At 62.8% G+C, this 13,037-nt stretch carries 15 protein-coding genes and 1 tRNA gene; 8 read left to right on the top strand and 8 right to left on the bottom strand.

The window, feature by feature from the left end; translation table 11 throughout:
* Window positions 1-49 precede the first annotated feature (49 nt).
* Window positions 50-1,045 carry a GTP 3',8-cyclase MoaA gene (gene moaA, locus EB815_RS22440; protein WP_056577212.1) on the bottom strand — a complete coding sequence of 332 codons (996 nt, stop codon included), beginning with the start codon at window positions 1,043-1,045 and terminating at the stop codon, window positions 50-52.
* Between the two features lie 195 nt (window positions 1,046-1,240).
* On the opposite strand from moaA, the gene EB815_RS22445 reads away from it, so the two are divergent.
* Together EB815_RS22445 and EB815_RS22450 are read left to right on the top strand one after the other, a co-directional pair.
* Window positions 1,241-1,594 (top strand): gamma-butyrobetaine hydroxylase-like domain-containing protein, encoded by a 354-nt coding sequence (locus EB815_RS22445; RefSeq protein ID WP_056577214.1) that lies wholly within the window; start codon window positions 1,241-1,243, stop codon window positions 1,592-1,594.
* 63 nt (window positions 1,595-1,657) lie between these two features.
* Entirely contained in the window at window positions 1,658-2,269 is a 612-nt protein-coding gene (locus EB815_RS22450; protein ID WP_056577216.1) for a pyridoxamine 5'-phosphate oxidase family protein, read from the top strand.
* A 147-nt stretch (window positions 2,270-2,416) separates the two neighbouring features.
* Here EB815_RS22450 and EB815_RS22455 read toward each other — a convergent pair whose 3' ends face one another.
* Window positions 2,417-2,869, bottom strand: coding sequence for a MarR family winged helix-turn-helix transcriptional regulator (locus EB815_RS22455; protein ID WP_027028975.1), 453 nt, complete (start codon window positions 2,867-2,869; stop codon window positions 2,417-2,419).
* 47 nt (window positions 2,870-2,916) lie between these two features.
* Here EB815_RS22455 and EB815_RS22460 point away from each other — a divergent pair, with 47 nt between their 5' ends.
* Entirely contained in the window at window positions 2,917-3,828 is a 912-nt protein-coding gene (locus EB815_RS22460) for an alpha/beta hydrolase (RefSeq protein ID WP_056577219.1), read from the top strand.
* A 69-nt stretch (window positions 3,829-3,897) separates the two neighbouring features.
* On the opposite strand, the gene EB815_RS22465 is transcribed toward EB815_RS22460, so the two are convergent.
* Window positions 3,898-4,293, bottom strand: coding sequence for a rhodanese-like domain-containing protein (locus EB815_RS22465; protein ID WP_056577222.1), 396 nt, complete (start codon window positions 4,291-4,293; stop codon window positions 3,898-3,900).
* A 61-nt stretch (window positions 4,294-4,354) separates the two neighbouring features.
* Complete coding sequence (locus tag EB815_RS22470) at window positions 4,355-4,969, bottom strand: TetR/AcrR family transcriptional regulator (protein WP_056577225.1); 615 nt, start codon at window positions 4,967-4,969, stop codon at window positions 4,355-4,357.
* A gap of 99 nt (window positions 4,970-5,068) precedes the next feature.
* On the opposite strand from EB815_RS22470, the gene EB815_RS22475 reads away from it, so the two are divergent.
* Entirely contained in the window at window positions 5,069-5,815 is a 747-nt protein-coding gene (locus EB815_RS22475; protein WP_056577456.1) for a 3-oxoacyl-ACP reductase family protein, read from the top strand.
* 210 nt (window positions 5,816-6,025) lie between these two features.
* Window positions 6,026-7,906 carry a L,D-transpeptidase family protein gene (locus EB815_RS22480; protein ID WP_056577228.1) on the top strand — a complete coding sequence of 627 codons (1,881 nt, stop codon included), beginning with the start codon at window positions 6,026-6,028 and terminating at the stop codon, window positions 7,904-7,906.
* A 4-nt stretch (window positions 7,907-7,910) separates the two neighbouring features.
* Here the strand turns inward: EB815_RS22480 and EB815_RS22485 are convergent, their stop codons facing one another.
* The 4 genes from EB815_RS22485 to EB815_RS22500 all read right to left on the bottom strand — a co-directional run bounded on the left by EB815_RS22485 (window position 7,911) and on the right by EB815_RS22500 (window position 9,922).
* Window positions 7,911-8,393, bottom strand: coding sequence for a hypothetical protein (locus EB815_RS22485; RefSeq protein ID WP_056577231.1), 483 nt, complete (start codon window positions 8,391-8,393; stop codon window positions 7,911-7,913).
* Window positions 8,394-8,616: 223 nt separating this feature from the next.
* The gene (locus tag EB815_RS22490; RefSeq protein ID WP_056577234.1) at window positions 8,617-8,874 is read right to left on the bottom strand and encodes a PepSY domain-containing protein; all 258 of its coding nucleotides are present in this window, start codon (window positions 8,872-8,874) and stop codon (window positions 8,617-8,619) included.
* A 150-nt stretch (window positions 8,875-9,024) separates the two neighbouring features.
* Window positions 9,025-9,099: transfer RNA gene (locus EB815_RS22495), tRNA-Val, on the bottom strand.
* A gap of 139 nt (window positions 9,100-9,238) precedes the next feature.
* Window positions 9,239-9,922 (bottom strand): phosphoglycolate phosphatase, encoded by a 684-nt coding sequence (locus EB815_RS22500; RefSeq protein WP_056577237.1) that lies wholly within the window; start codon window positions 9,920-9,922, stop codon window positions 9,239-9,241.
* Between the two features lie 210 nt (window positions 9,923-10,132).
* Here EB815_RS22500 and rpiA point away from each other — a divergent pair, with 210 nt between their 5' ends.
* From rpiA to gor, 3 genes are all read left to right on the top strand, one after another.
* On the top strand, window positions 10,133-10,864 hold the full coding sequence (gene rpiA / locus EB815_RS22505) for a ribose-5-phosphate isomerase RpiA (RefSeq protein WP_056577240.1): 732 nt from the start codon (window positions 10,133-10,135) through the stop codon (window positions 10,862-10,864).
* On the top strand, window positions 10,851-11,453 hold the full coding sequence (locus tag EB815_RS22510; RefSeq protein ID WP_065005079.1) for a DUF2059 domain-containing protein: 603 nt from the start codon (window positions 10,851-10,853) through the stop codon (window positions 11,451-11,453). The genes rpiA and EB815_RS22510 overlap by 14 nt, the downstream gene beginning before the upstream one ends.
* 120 nt (window positions 11,454-11,573) lie before the next feature.
* On the top strand, window positions 11,574-12,962 hold the full coding sequence (gene gor, locus EB815_RS22515; RefSeq protein ID WP_056577244.1) for a glutathione-disulfide reductase: 1,389 nt from the start codon (window positions 11,574-11,576) through the stop codon (window positions 12,960-12,962).
* Window positions 12,963-13,037: the final 75 nt, after the last annotated feature.

Below are 13,037 nucleotides of genomic sequence, written 5' to 3' on the forward strand. Positions count from 1 at the left end.
CCCCAAAGCCAATGACCGGGAGCAATCCTTGCACAGATCGACAGGAAGGTCAGCCGCCCGTCACGCTCATATGCCGGGACACCGACGGGCGGCTGGTGCGACGGTCGATGATGAAATCGTGGCCTTTCGGCTTGCGGCCGATAGCCTCATCGATAGCATCGGCGACAAGTTCGTCACCTTCGGATGCGCGCAAGGGCGCGCGCAGGTCGGCGGCATCCTCCTGGCCGAGGCACATGTAGAGCGTGCCGGTGCAGGTCAGCCTGACCCGGTTGCAGCTTTCGCAGAAATTATGCGTCATCGGCGTGATGAAGCCGAGCTTTCCGCCGGTCTCGGCGACGTGGACGTAGCGGGCCGGGCCGCCGGTCTTGAAGGGAATGTCGGTCAGCGTGAACTGGCGCTCCAGCGAAGCGCGCAGCAGCGACAGCGGCAGGTACTGGTCGGTGCGGTCGGCGTCGATCTCGCCCATCGGCATGGTTTCGATGACGGTCAGGTCCATGCCCCGGCCGTGCGCCCAGCGCATCATGTCGGGCAGTTCGGCGTCGTTGAAGTCCTTCAGCGCCACGGCGTTGAGCTTGACTTTCAGCCCGGCCGCCTGAGCGGCGTCGATGCCTTGCATGACCTTGTCGAGATGGCCCCAGCGGGTGATCTGGTGGAATTTGTCGGCGTCGAGCGTGTCGAGCGAGACGTTGATGCGCTTGACGCCGCAATCGGCGAGTTCGGCGGCGAAGCGCGACAGCTGCGAGCCGTTGGTGGTCAGCGTCAGTTCTTCGAGCGCGCCGCTGTCGAGGTGGCGCGAGAGCTGGCGCACCAGATGCATGATGTTCTTGCGCACCAGCGGCTCGCCGCCGGTGAGGCGCAGCCGCCTGACGCCCTTTTGGATGAAGACGGTGCAGAGCCGGTCCAGCTCTTCCAGCGACAACAGGTCCTTCTTCGGCAGGAAGGCCATGTCTTCGGCCATGCAATAGGTGCAACGGAAATCGCAGCGGTCGGTGACCGACACTCTGAGATAGCTGATCGTGCGACCAAAGGGGTCGATCATGTTCATGTTCGAGCGTTTCCGTGGCCGTTATCGGCGTCGTTATATACAGCTATGTGATACGATCCAGCCCGCCATTCAAGATACCGCTTCTCGATCTTTGGTAACATCCCGGAGCCGACACGGTGTGTCGGTCGTCTATCAGGACTTTTCCCCTTTCGCGAAGCGGCGTAGGGAAGGGCAATCGATACGGGATGAAACTGCATGACCGCGCCAAAAGAACTCAGGGTCTCCAAGGACCGCAAACTGCTGTCGGTCACCTTTCCCAATCACCAGCCATTCGAATTGCCGGCGGAGCTGTTGCGGGTTGCCTCGCCATCGGCCGAGGTGCAGGGGCATTCTCCGGAGCAACGGGTGACGGTTCCCGGCAAGCGCAACGTGGCCATCCTGAAGATCGACCCGGTCGGCAACTACGCGGTGCGTATCACCTTCGATGATTTCCACGACACCGGGATTTTCACCTGGAACTACCTCCATACGCTCGGCCATGAGAAGGATGAGCGCTGGAATGCCTACCTTGCCGAGCTTGCGGAAAAGGGGCTGAGCCGTGACCGCTAAGCTGGCGTCGTAAAGGCGTCACACATCTGGAGTAGCGCCGGCAAAGATCCGGAGACGAAAAAGATGTCGCTCATCACCACTGTCGAACAGCTTGAAGCGCTCTATGGCTTTCCCGGCGAAGCCTCGCTGGTCAAGGAACTCGACCACGTCATTCCCGAATATGCCGCTTTTATCGAGGCCTCGCCCTTTGTTGCACTGGCCACCAGCGGCCCGGAGGGGCTGGACTGTTCACCGCGCGGCGATCTCGCCGGCTTCGTGCGCATCGTTGATCCGAAGACGTTGATGATGCCGGACCGGCGCGGCAACAACCGCGCCGATTCGCTGAAAAACATCATCAGGGATCAGCGCGTCGGGCTGCTGTTCCTGGTGCCGGGCTCCGGTACGACGCTGCGCATCAACGGCCGCGCGCACCTCACCACGGATGCCGCCCTTTGCGCATCGTTCATGGTCGACGGCAAGGCGGCGCGTTCGGTGACCGTCATCGACGTCGATTCGGTCTATTTCCAATGCGCTCGCGCCATTGTGCGGTCCGAGTTGTGGAACCCGGCGAAACATGTCGACCCGAAGTCGCTGCCGACGCCCGGAAAAATCCTGGAAATCACCAGCCGCAAGAACATCGACGGCGAAACCTATGACAAGGAATGGCCGGAGCGGGCGAAGAAAACGATGTGGTGACCGGTGCACCGACATTCAGGTCAGGCTGGCCTGCAAATGGCGGCCTCCTGCGCTTCCGGTGCTCACGTACTTTGAGTACGCTCCGCTCCGGCTCTCGAAGCCACCATTTTCGGCGCATCCTGACCTGAATCCCGGCCCACCTTGGTGCTAGGCTTCCTTCAGCACATCGTAAATCTTGCGCATCTGTTCGCCGATCATGTCGCACTGTTCCGGTGTCGACTGGCTCATCGCTTTTTCGATCAGCGCCATATGCACTTTCAGCGCCTGCATCAGCAGCGCCTCGCCGGCCTCGGTCAGGGCCAGCCGCAGGATGCGCTTGTCCTTCTCGTCGCCCTCGCGGCGCAGCAGGCCGCGCGTCTCCAGCTGCGGCAACAGCATTGTGATGTTGGAGCGGCCGACGAGCAGCTTGCGTGCAAGGTCGTGCTGCGACATGCCGGGATGGCGGTAGAGGTTCATCAGCACGTCGAGCTGCGCAGGCTTGAGATCCAGCGGCGCGAGCTTCACCGCCAGCGTGCGCTCCAGCACATGGCAGGCGCGCGCCACCGCGACCCAGTTGCGAAAACGCGGGTTGTCCCAGGGCAGCTCTTGTTTATTGTTCATCTTTGAACTATTATGTTCATGCTTGAACGTATGGATGGATTCCCACTATGGCATCATTCGGGCTGAAGGTCATCCGAGGTGTGTTTGGTGCGGCCGAACATATTGCGCCGCGCATCACCGGGCGGGCGGCCTTCGAACTGTTCTGCCGTACGCCGAGCGCCAGGGCGCTGACCGACGCTGAGCGTCGTGCCATCGGCCGTGCCGCTGAATTCATGACCGAGGCGCGCCATCATCGGCTGAAGACGGCGACCGGCTGCGTGGCGGTGCACGAATTCCGGCCGGAGCCGGGAAGGGCGGCTCCCGGCACCGTGCTCGTCGTCCATGGCTGGCGTTCGCGCACCGAATACATGCGTGCATTGATCGAAGGCTATCGCGCCGCCGGCTACAGGGTCGTTTCGCTGGACCTGCCGGGCCACGGACATTCGCAGGGCCGGCATCTCAACATGGTCAACGCGGTTGACGCGGTGCGGGTCGCCGGCGAATGGTTCGGTCCGTTCGTTGCGGCGGTGGGCCATTCCTTCGGCGGCGCCGTTGCCGCCAACGCCATCGCAGGTTCGGTCAAGAACATTCCGCCGCTGGCGGCCGGGCGTCTTGTGCTGATCGCGGCGCCAAGTTCCTTGCCGGCGATCTTTGCCGACTTCAGCCGCATGCTCAATGTCGGTCCCCGCTCGCAGCTTGCCATGGCGGACCGTGTCGAACACTTGTCCGGCCGGCCCCTGCATGAATTCACCGGCGACCGCCAGCTCGCACAGGCGCCGGTGCCGACGCTTATCATCCACGCGCCTGATGACCGCGAGGTACCGGCTGAGCATGCGAGACGCTATGCCGGCGCCGGCGGTCATGTGCGGCTGCACTGGGCCGACGGGCTCGGCCACCGCCGCATTCTTGCGGACAAGGGTGTTGTCGAACGCGCCGTTGCCTTCGTCGCGGGGAACCACGAGCCGTCATTGCTGCATTGAGCCGCGGTCCTCGTTCCATGCATATCGTTGTCTCAAACCCGGGACCACTTTTGAGCGACATGCATTGGGCTACTTCTTCTTCTCGCCGGGCTCGATCGGCAGTCCGGCCGCCTTCCAGGCTGTGTAGCCGCCAAGGATGTGCTTGACCGGCGTCAGTCCCATGTCCTGCGCGGTCTTGGTGGCGAGCGCCGAGCGCCAGCCGCCGGCACAAAAGAAGACAAAGCTCTTTCCCGAGGCGAAAAACGGCTTGTGATAAGGGCTCTCGGGATCGATCCAGAATTCCAGCATGCCACGAGTGACATGTTTGGCGCCGGGTATTCTCCCATCACGTTCGACCTCGCGAGGGTCGCGCAAGTCGACGAAGATCGTGCCCTCATCTTCGAGCAATCCCGCCGCTTCTTCAGGCGAAACCACTTCGATCTCGGCATTGGCCTCGTCGAGCAGTTCGCGATAACCCTTTTTCACCGTCGTCCCCTCCCGGCCCTTGGTGGCAGGTCCGAATTTCGAGCACACCAGCTTGCGTTTGTCACGCCGCCTCGGTTGCGGCCATCGTCTTCCACGCCGCCATCGCCCCGGCCACGGTCGCCAGCAGGGCGGCGCGCGAGGCACCATCCCGCGCCTGGATCGACATGCCATGCTGAACCGTGGCGAAGAAGGTCGCCACGGCACGACAATCGAATTTCGCCGGCAATTCGCCCTCGGCCACGCCGCGCTCGAGGCGCTTGCGCAGGGCTGTGAGGTTTCCGGCGCGACGCCGGCGCAAATCCGCGCAGATGGCGCCGCTGCTTGAGTCCTCGTGCAGTGCACCCAGTGCAATCAGGCAGCCCTGCGGGCGATCGGTCCGCGAATAAGCCTTGGCTGTCTGCCGCAGGAAGTTCTCGATCGCCTTGCATGCCGTCGATGCCTGGTCCAATGCGGCCCAGATTTCCGTTCCTTCGGCTTGCGTGTAATATTCGGTCGCTTCGAGGAACAGCGCCTCCTTGCTGCCAAAGGCGGCATAGAGGCTGGGCGAATTGATGCCCATCGTCGCGGTCAGCTCGGCAATCGAAGTGCCCTCGTAGCCTTTGGCCCAAAAGAGTTCCATCGCGCGCCGCAGGGCCGCGGTTCGATCGAATGTACGGGGACGGCCTCTTTCCGGCATGGCGCTTTTTCTGTGTTGACCGATACATAAATCAGTTGACGCAACCGGGCAAGACTGCCAGACATTTATGTATTGATCGATACATAAATGGAGAAACGCATGTCTTCCAGCAATTTGAACGACAAGGCCGCCCTCGTCACGGGTGGCAGCCGCGGCATCGGGGCGGCGATTGCACGGCGCCTGGCCACCGATGGCGCGGCCGTCGCACTGACTTATGTGAACGGCGAGGAGCAGGCTCTCTCCGTTGTTGCCGATATAGAGGCCAAGGGCGGCCGTGCCATTGCGATCAGGGCCGACAACCGGGATGCCGTGGCGATAGACAGAGCCGTCGATCAGGCCGTTGGTGCCTTCGGCCGGCTCGACATCCTGGTCAACAGTGCCGGCATCTGGCGCGCGGCACCCATCGATACGCTGTCGCTTGCCGATTTCGATGAGACCATGTCGGTCAACCTGAGAGCTCCGTTCATCGCCTCGAAGGCCGCGGCGGCTCATATGGGCGAGGGCGGCCGGATCATCTCGATCGGCAGCAATCTCGCCGAACGCGTCACCGACACCAGCCTCGGCGCCTATTCCGCCAGCAAGGCGGCGCTGGTCGGGTTGACCAAGGCCCTGGCGCGCGACCTCGGTCCGCGCGGCATCACCGCCAATGTCGTCCACCCTGGCTCGACCGACACCGACATGAACCCGGCGGACGGACCGCATGCCGAGCACCAGCGCCAGAAGATGGCCATGCCGCGATTCGGCAAGGCCGACGACATCGCCGGCATGGTCGCGTGGCTTGCCGGCCCTGAAGGACGTTTCGTGACCGGCGCCGCATTGACCATCGATGGCGGCGCCAACGCCTGAGTTTTGCGGAGTTCCCAGGCGGGAGCTGAAACACCCTCGCTCCCGCCGTCACGATGTTGTGAAACCGTTCTGCAACAGGCTTTCCGAAATTTATGAAAGCTTAACGAAATCGGTATGAATCAGTATAGTCGCGCCTTACATCCGCCATGCGGTGAGCGAGACGGTCTAGCGTGCGGAACGGGAACCGGTTGCGACCGGAGCGGGTGATTGATGAAATTCCTCGGAAACAAAGCAACCGCGATGCCGCTGATGGCGATCGCGGCAACGCTCGCCCTGGGCGCGCCTCAAGCCGGTGCGCAAGGGCTTTTCGACATGCTGTTCGGCGGTGGTGTCAAGCATGAGCCGCAAGGGGAATTTCCGCCTCCGCCCAAGCACAAACCCAAGCCCAAAGTTCCTGCTGGCGGCGGCGTAAAGATCAGCAGCCCGTCCTATTACACCTACAAGGCCGATAGACTGGTGCGCGTCGACTTCTCGACGCTGTCGGCGGCACCCCAGCCCGCAACGCCGCAGGACGCGGCGTTCGTTCCGTCAGCCACTGGAGCTGCTTTCCACGATGCCATTGCAGGTCTCAGCGACTACGAACTCTATGCCGAGCCCGATATCGCCAAGGCGCTGATCGCATACTATTCGGCCAATCCGGACTTCATCTGGGTGAGCGGAACCAGCCTCAACAACCGAGCCCAGGATGCGGTTCGGGTGCTCGGCGAGGCCGCGAGCTATGGCTTGACGCCAGCCGACTATACGGTCGACGTACCGGCCGTGAATTCGGCTTCCGTGGACGACGCAGCCAAGCTGAAGGAACTGGTGCGCTTCGAAATGGCGCTTTCGGCGCGCGTCTTGCGCTACGCCCATGATGCCCAGAGCGGCCGTGTCGAGCCCAACCGGATGACCGGCTATTATGATTTCCCGGCCAAGCCGCTCGACATGGTCGGCGTACTGAAGACCTTGGCGCATACGCAGGAAGTGCGCACTTACCTCGAATCGCGGCATCCGCAGAATGCGGAATATCAGGCGCTGCGCGTCGAGCTGGAATCCCTGCAGGCAAGTGCCGAGAACGAGATCGTCGTCGACCCCAAGCTGCTGCTGAAGCCGGGGCAGACCAGCCCCGAACTGCCGAAGCTGCTGTCGCTGATCGCGCGCAATCTCGATGACGACATGGGCGGCACCTATGGCGAGCTCCTGTCGCGGCTGGCGACCAGCGAGGTCTACGTCCCCGAACTGGTGCCGCTGATCAAGGCGGTGCAGGTCAAGGAAGGCATGAAGGGCGACGGCGTCATCGGTCCGCGCACCGTCGCCTTGCTGGCCGGTACCTCGAAGGCCGACAGGCTGCTCAAGGTACAGGTGGCGCTGGAGGAGCTGCGCTGGCTGCCTTCCGATCTCGGCAGCCCGCGTGTCTTCATCAACCAGCCCGCGTTCACCGCCAGCTACATCGACAATGGCGAGGAAAAGCTGAAGACGCGCGCCGTCGTCGGCCGGGTCACCAACCAGACGGCGTTCTTCTACGACCAGATCAAGCAGGTCGATTTCCATCCCTATTGGGGCGTGCCGCAGTCGATCATCGTCAACGAGATGCTGCCCAGATTGCGCAGTGACCCCGGCTATCTCGACCGGGCGGGCTACGAGGTGACGGACTCGCGCGGGAAGCGCATTCCGTCGTCCGCGGTCAATTGGGGCGCCTATGGCGCCAACATTCCCTACAGCGTGCGCCAGCAGCCGAGCGAGGCCAATGCCCTGGGCGAACTGAAGATCCTGTTCCCCAACAAGCACGCGATCTACATGCACGACACGCCGCAGAAATCATTCTTCAAGCAGGACATGCGCGCGCTCAGCCATGGCTGCGTGCGCCTGCAGGACCCGCGCGGCATGGCAGCCGCTGTGCTAGGCACCTCGGTCGACTATGTCGCCGAGAAGCTTAAGCACGGACATTCGACCGAGGATGTCACGCGCAAGATCCCGGTCTACGTCGCCTATTTCACCGCGTGGCCCGACATGTCCGGCAAGGTCGAGTATTTCGACGATGTCTACGATCGCGACTCGCGGCTGAAACAGGCCCTGGACGCGACCGAGGCGGTGCGTTCGCCGTCCAGCTGATCGTTCAGAGTTGCGACAATGGGCGGCGGAAGCCCGCTTCCCGCCCGGCGATCAGCCAGTAGATCAGGCCAGCGACAAGGCCGGCGGCGGCGATGATGCCGATGTCGGCCCATCGCTCCGGGTCCATGTCCTCCGCCGAACTCGGCCAGATCAGGAAGAAGCCGCCCGCGGCGGCAGCGGCGCCGAAGACCATGTGCATCAGGACATTGCGCAACGAGAAGAACTCCGCGATCAGCGCGAAGATCAGCGTCTGCAGCGCGGTCACGACAATCGTCAGGAAATAGATGAACATGCCAAGCGGCGGCACCACCAGGGCGGCGATCGGTGTAACCCCCATGACGTCGAAATACGCCGGCGCGTTGGGCAAGGAACTGAGCGCGGCATAGATAGCCACCACGGCGACGAGGCCGACCAGTATCGCGACGAGATAGCCGGCCAGCATCATCAGGATGCGCTTCATCACGTGCTTCGCCGTCGCCATGCCCATCCCCCTAAGGCGCAGTCAACCGGTTCAGTCAGCCATCAAAGACGATCCGGCGCAAGGGCAGGCGCCCTTGCCGGCATGCAAGGCTTTCCTCAAACACCAAGCACGACGATCAGGCGCCGCCACACGCACTCCAAGGATAGACAATTTGCGGCACTCCGATCGTCGATCAAGGCGCGTGGAGAAAACGGCAGGCCCGTCGAATGGAGAGTGTCCGGCGCGACTCCTACTTAGGCTCGGCCGACACCGGATCGTAGGTGATTTCGACCTTCGCCTTATCCGACGTGTAGTAGGTGACGGTGTAGGCGCCATTGTCCCAATCGACTTCCTTCACATAGCGGAAGCCGTCGCGTTGCTCGACCTTGGCGATGATCTCCGAAAGCTTCTTGGCATTGGGTGGCGGCAGCGGCTTGTCATCCGCGGCCAGAGCCGGACCGGCAGCAAGAAGAACGGCAACGCTGGTTGCCACGATAAATCTGGACATGGTTTTCCCTCAAGTTTCGACGCAAGGAAACTCGCTGGCGTGGTGGTTGGTTCCAGATGGCCGCGATGCTTGGCAGGTCGCGCTTGCGGACTGCAATTCGCCGGAGCGTCGAAGCAGGGGGCTGAGACTGAAAAACCATTCCGGGGAAAATGGTGGGCGATGCAGGGATTGAACCTGCGACCCCACCCGTGTGAAGGGTGTGCTCTCCCGCTGAGCTAATCGCCCGCTCGTTGCCCGAAGGCCAAGCGAGCCGCGATATAAGGGAGGCCAACCGGTTAAGTCAAGGCGGTGTCTGGCATTCTCACAGCGATCGGATTCTTCACTCTTTCTGGTCTGTTCCGACAGGATGCCGGTCGCTGCCCGCTCAATGTCCAGCGGCGCTGATCAGCCTTTCCGCCAGATCCGCGGTCAGCGCATCGAAATGCGAAATTATCGCCGAGGGCTCGAATTCGCGGACGTGGCGGTCGGTGTAGCCGAAATCGACAGCCACCACAGGAATGCCGGCGGCCTTGGCGGTGTCGATGTCGGTCTGCGAATCGCCGACCATCAAGGCGCGGTGGGGATCGCCGCCGGCCAGCCGGATGGTTTCGGTCAGGTGGCGCGGATCGGGCTTGCGGAAGGCGAACGTGTCCTGCCCGGCGATGGCCGCGAAATGCCTGGTCAGGCCGAGCGCTTCGATCAACGCCAGCGAGTTGGCCTGGTATTTGTTGGTGCAGATAGCCAGGAGGTAGCCCGCCTTCTCGAAGCGTGCGATCGCCTCGATGACACCAGGGTAGGGGCGGGACTTGCCGGGAATGTTGTCGGTATAATGATCGAGGAACAGTTTTAGCAGCCGGTCATGCTCGGTGACATCGAGCGAGCGGTGCTGCGCGGCGTGCGCCCGCTCTATCATCACGCGACCGCCATGGCCGACGAAGCGCTTGAAGCCGGCTTCGTCGACGGCCGCGAGCTCACTGGCGGCCAGGCTGTGGTTGAGGCTGTCGAGCAGGTCCGGTGCTGTATCGATCAGCGTGCCGTCGAGGTCGAACACGATTGTCGGGCGAATCATTGTCTGTCCACGCAGGTTTGTACAACTGGCAGGCGATAAAGGCTGGCGCGCGTCAAGGCAAGCAGGGCGGTGGTGGTATGGCCACCAGGGGCTTTGACCGGACCGGCAAAAATGCTAGGAGCCCAAAACACTAAAGCGGGTCGCATGTGGTTCCCAAAACCACGGTTACTTTTGGGCGACATGCATCACATTTCGGGACGGCAAGGCAGCATGGATGCGAGGCAATTGAAGGTCGAGGCCGCGCGGGCGGCTCTTGCCCATGTCGGCGATGGCATGCGTCTGGGCATCGGCACCGGCACCACTGCCGAAGAGTTCGTACGATTGCTCGCCGACAAGGTCGCGACGGGCATGACTGTCATCGGTGTCCCGACGTCGGAGCGCACCGCTGCATTGTGCCGCGAGCTTGGCGTGCCGCTGTCGACATTGGAGGAAACGCCCGAGCTCGACCTCACCATCGACGGCGCCGACGAGGTCGACCCGGAGCTGACCCTGATCAAGGGCGGGGGCGGCGCGCTGCTGCGCGAGAAGATCGTGGCCGCGGCCTCGCAGCGCATGATCGTCATCGCCGACCGGTCGAAGATGGTCGAGACGCTCGGCCGGTTTCCGCTGCCGATCGAAGTCAACCAATTCGGCCTGCGCGCCACCGAGATCGCGGTAGCGGCGGCGGCTGCAAATCTCGGCCTTTCCGGTCCGATTACATTGAGGATGACGGGAGGCCAGGCTTTTGTTACAGACGGCGGCCATTTTATCCTCGATGCATCTTTTGGCCGCATTCCGGATACAAGAGCGCTTTCGAATGCTCTCCACGCCATTCCGGGCGTGGTCGAGCATGGTCTTTTCATCGGGCTGGCGTCAGCGGCCATCATCGCCGGTGGCGACGGCATCCAAACCGTCCATGCCGCCCGAAAACCAGGGAGTTCTACCGATCATGATGTTGCATAACCGGGTTCGCGGCCTTTGCGTCGTTCTGGCGGCCTCGGCCGTTTTCGCCTTCTCCTCGCCGGCGTTCTCGCAGGACGTCACGGAATCGCACCTGAAGGCGGCCCGGGCGGCGGTCTCGGCGATCCATGCGACCGATCCGTTCGACAATATCCTGCCGCAGGCGGCAGCCGCGCTCGAATCGCAGCTCATCCAGAAGAACCCGGACATGCAGGAGCTGATCGGCAAGACCATCAACGAGAAGGCAGTGGCGATGGCCTCGCGCCGCGCCGATCTCGAGAAGGAAGCGGCCCTTGCCTATGCGAAGGTGTTTTCCGAAAAAGATCTCAACGACATCGCGGCCTTCTACGGCTCCGAGGCCGGCAAGAAGCTGCTCGACAATGGTCCGGCCGTGACGCGTGATTTGGTCAAGGCAGCCGACATCTGGCAGAACGGCCTGGCCCGCGATCTCGCCCAGCAGGTCGGCGAAACGCTGGCCGCGGCCGCCAAGGCCAAGGCGCCGGCTGCACCGGCGCCCGCTGATGGGGCTGCTCCGGCGGATGGCGCCGCACCCGCCGATGGTTCGGCTCCTGCCGACGGCACGCAGAACTGATCCCGCGTTTTCAAATGTGGCCTTGCGGCCATCTGTGAAGCCCGGCTTGTCCGGGCTTTTCTTTTGGCCTTTGGCGGCCTACCTGTCACCCACATTTTCCGACGTTCAAGGAGCTGCCTCATGGCCGGTTATGATTACGATCTCTTCGTCATCGGCGGCGGCTCCGGCGGGGTAAGGGCGGCACGCGTTGCGGCGGCACTCGGCAAGCGCGTCGGCATCGCCGAGGAATACCGCTTCGGCGGCACCTGCGTCATCAGGGGGTGCGTGCCGAAGAAGCTCTATGTCTACGCCTCGCAATTTCCGGAGCATTTCGCCGACGCGGCCGGCTATGGCTGGACGGTGCCAGAGGCCAGTTTCAACTGGCAGACACTGGTCGCCAACAAGGATCGCGAGATCAGCCGGCTGGAGGCGATCTACAAGAGGAATGTCGAGGGCGCCGGCGGCGAGACCTTTCATTCGCGGGCGATGATCGTCGATCCGCACGTGGTCCATCTTCTGGGCGAGGACCGCACCGTGACCGCCGACCAGATCCTGATCGCCACCGGTGGCCGTCCTGCGGCGCATCCGGCGCTGCCCGGCCACGAACACTGCATCTTCTCCAATGAGGCTTTCGATCTCAAGGCGTTGCCGAAGGCGATCATGATCGAAGGCGGCGGCTACATCGCTGTCGAATTCGCCAACATCTTCCACGGCCTCGGCGTCGACACAACCCTGGTCTATCGCGGCAAGGAGATACTCAGCCGCTTCGACATGGATCTGCGTCACACCCTGCACGAGACGATGGAAAAGAAGGGGATAAAGATACTCTGCCATTCGGTGACCGAACAGGTGCGCAAGCGGCCGGATGGCCGGCTCGACGCCCTCCTGACCAGTGGCAAGACACTGACGGTGGACCAGGTCATGCTGGCTATCGGGCGCATCCCCAACACCGAGAACATGGGCCTGGAAGGCGTCGGCATCGAGATGACCTCGACCGGCGCGATCAAGGTCGACGATTATTCCCGCACCAATGTCGACAATATCTGGGCGATCGGCGACGTCACTAACCGCGTGCAGCTGACGCCGGTGGCGATCCACGAAGCGATGTGCTTCGTGGAGACGGCGTTCAAGAACAACCCGACCGCGCCCGACCACGAAACGATCGCGACCGCCGTCTTCTCACAACCGGAAATCGGTACGGTGGGCTTGTCGGAAGACGAGGCGGTCAAGCGTTTCGCGGATATCGAGATCTACCGCGCCAGCTTCCGCCCGATGCGGCATACGCTGTCGGGCCGCGACGAAAAGATGCTGATGAAGCTGGTGGTCGACGGCACTTCCCGCAAAGTGCTTGGCGCCCACATTCTTGGGCCGGATGCGGGCGAGATGGCGCAACTGCTCGGCATCCCGCTGAAGGCCGGTCTGACCAAGGATGATTTCGATCGCACAATGGCCGTGCACCCGACCGCGGCGGAAGAGCTTGTCACCATGTACAAGCCAACCTACCGCGTGAAGGACGGCCAGCGCGTCTGATTTCGCCCGCCGGAAGCGCGGCCGTCGAGGGAGCAATCAACCCCAGTGACCGCCAGGCATTGGATCTGACGGTGG

Source organism: Mesorhizobium loti, assembly GCF_013170705.1.
Lineage (GTDB): Bacteria > Pseudomonadota > Alphaproteobacteria > Rhizobiales > Rhizobiaceae > Mesorhizobium > Mesorhizobium loti_D.

Bases quoted from the DNA above. Each gene is read 5' to 3' on its own strand.
- moaA (WP_056577212.1), bottom strand. From the start codon at position 1,045: ATGAACATGATCGACCCCTTTGGTCGCACGATCAGCTATCTCAGAGTG.
- EB815_RS22445 (WP_056577214.1), top strand. From the start codon at position 1,241: ATGACCGCGCCAAAAGAACTCAGGGTCTCCAAGGACCGCAAACTGCTG.
- EB815_RS22450 (WP_056577216.1), top strand. From the start codon at position 1,658: ATGTCGCTCATCACCACTGTCGAACAGCTTGAAGCGCTCTATGGCTTT.
- EB815_RS22455 (WP_027028975.1), bottom strand. From the start codon at position 2,869: ATGAACAATAAACAAGAGCTGCCCTGGGACAACCCGCGTTTTCGCAAC.
- EB815_RS22460 (WP_056577219.1), top strand. From the start codon at position 2,917: ATGGCATCATTCGGGCTGAAGGTCATCCGAGGTGTGTTTGGTGCGGCC.
- EB815_RS22470 (WP_056577225.1), bottom strand. From the start codon at position 4,969: ATGCCGGAAAGAGGCCGTCCCCGTACATTCGATCGAACCGCGGCCCTG.
- EB815_RS22475 (WP_056577456.1), top strand. From the start codon at position 5,069: ATGTCTTCCAGCAATTTGAACGACAAGGCCGCCCTCGTCACGGGTGGC.
- EB815_RS22480 (WP_056577228.1), top strand. From the start codon at position 6,026: ATGAAATTCCTCGGAAACAAAGCAACCGCGATGCCGCTGATGGCGATC.
- EB815_RS22485 (WP_056577231.1), bottom strand. From the start codon at position 8,393: ATGGGCATGGCGACGGCGAAGCACGTGATGAAGCGCATCCTGATGATG.
- EB815_RS22490 (WP_056577234.1), bottom strand. From the start codon at position 8,874: ATGTCCAGATTTATCGTGGCAACCAGCGTTGCCGTTCTTCTTGCTGCC.
- EB815_RS22500 (WP_056577237.1), bottom strand. From the start codon at position 9,922: ATGATTCGCCCGACAATCGTGTTCGACCTCGACGGCACGCTGATCGAT.
- rpiA (WP_056577240.1), top strand. From the start codon at position 10,133: ATGGATGCGAGGCAATTGAAGGTCGAGGCCGCGCGGGCGGCTCTTGCC.
- EB815_RS22510 (WP_065005079.1), top strand. From the start codon at position 10,851: ATGATGTTGCATAACCGGGTTCGCGGCCTTTGCGTCGTTCTGGCGGCC.
- gor (WP_056577244.1), top strand. From the start codon at position 11,574: ATGGCCGGTTATGATTACGATCTCTTCGTCATCGGCGGCGGCTCCGGC.